This is a genomic window from Variovorax sp. OV329 (assembly GCF_900114785.1).
Classification (GTDB): Bacteria; Pseudomonadota; Gammaproteobacteria; order Burkholderiales; family Burkholderiaceae_C; genus Variovorax.
In genome coordinates this window covers 1-1,220 of record NZ_FOUG01000058.1, presented here as the reverse complement: position 1 = coordinate 1,220, position 1,220 = coordinate 1, and the positions used below count along the sequence as shown (strand labels likewise).

Annotated in this window: 1 protein-coding gene; it reads right to left on the bottom strand. The window is 69.3% G+C overall.

Annotated features, from left to right (window positions below; translation table 11 throughout):
• The coding region (locus BM345_RS29545) for a sulfatase family protein (protein WP_093387416.1) at nucleotides 1-1,214 on the bottom strand (1,214 nt) is incomplete at its 3' end.
• Nucleotides 1,215-1,220 lie beyond the last annotated feature (6 nt).

Genomic DNA, 1,220 nt, shown 5'->3' with positions numbered 1-1,220 from the left:
TCCCAGGCCGCGCGCATCGCGTCCAGGCGCTGCGGCTCCTTCCTGCCCAGGTTGGCGCGTTCGCGCTCGTCCTGCGGGATGTTGAACAGGTAGTCGTTGCCGTCCACCCGCAGGTACTTCCACTCGCCCTCGCGCAGTGCGCGCTGGCCGCGGTGGTTCATGCGCCAGTGCAGCGGGCGCTCGAAGGCGTGGCCCGCATCGCGCAGTACCGGCATCAGCGAGACGCCATCGAGCGGATGCTGCGCATCGGCCGCGACGCCGGCGGCATCGAGCATCGTGGCGGACCAGTCCATGGTCATGCACAACTGCGCGCTGGTGTTGCCGGGGCGGATCACCGCAGGCCAGTGCGCGATCCACGGCACGCGGATGCCGCCCTCGGTCAGATCCATCTTGCCGCCCACCAGGGGCCAGTTGTCCGAGAAGCGCTCGCCGCCGTTGTCGCTGGTGAAGACCACCAGGGTGTTGTCGGCGATGCCGGCTTGCTCCAGCGCCTGCATGATCCAGCCGATGCCCTCGTCCATGTGGTGGATCATGCGGCGATAGGTGTGGATGTTGCCGCCGGCGAGGTCGAAGAGGTTGTCCTTGACCTGCGGTGCCTTGGCTGCATCGTCGCGCGTCTCCCACGGCCAGTGGGGCGCGGTGTAGTGCAGGCTGAGGAAGAAGGGCGCATCGCCCTGCGCCATGCGCTGCACGTAGTCGGCGGCGCGGCGCGAGAGCAGGTCGGTGAGGTAGCCCTCGGCCTGGTGATCCTCGTTGCCCAGCCACAGGTCGTGCTGGCCGGTGGAGTCGCAGTGGCTGAAGTAGTCCACGCCGCCGGACATGGGGCCGAAGAATTCCTCGTAGCCCGAGCGCAGCGGGCCGAAGTGCGGCGGCGAGCCCAGGTGCCATTTGCCGATCAGCGCGGTGCGGTAGCCCGCGTCCTTGAGCAGCGAAGGCAGCGTGGGATGCGAGGGCGGCAGGCCCAGGGTCGAGCTGCCGCGGCTCTTGCTGTTGATGGGCTCCTCGGCGGCGCCGCGCAGCCGGTACTGGTAGCGGCCGGTGATCATGCCGAAGCGCGTGGGCGAGCACACCGGCGAGTTCGAATAGCCCTGCGTGAAGCGGATGCCCTGGGCCGCCAGGCCATCGAGCACCGGGGACACCGGGCCGAAGCTCGCGTCGCGCCCGCCGTAGCAGCCCAGGTCGGCAAAGCCCAGGTCGTCGGCCACGATGAAGATGAAGTT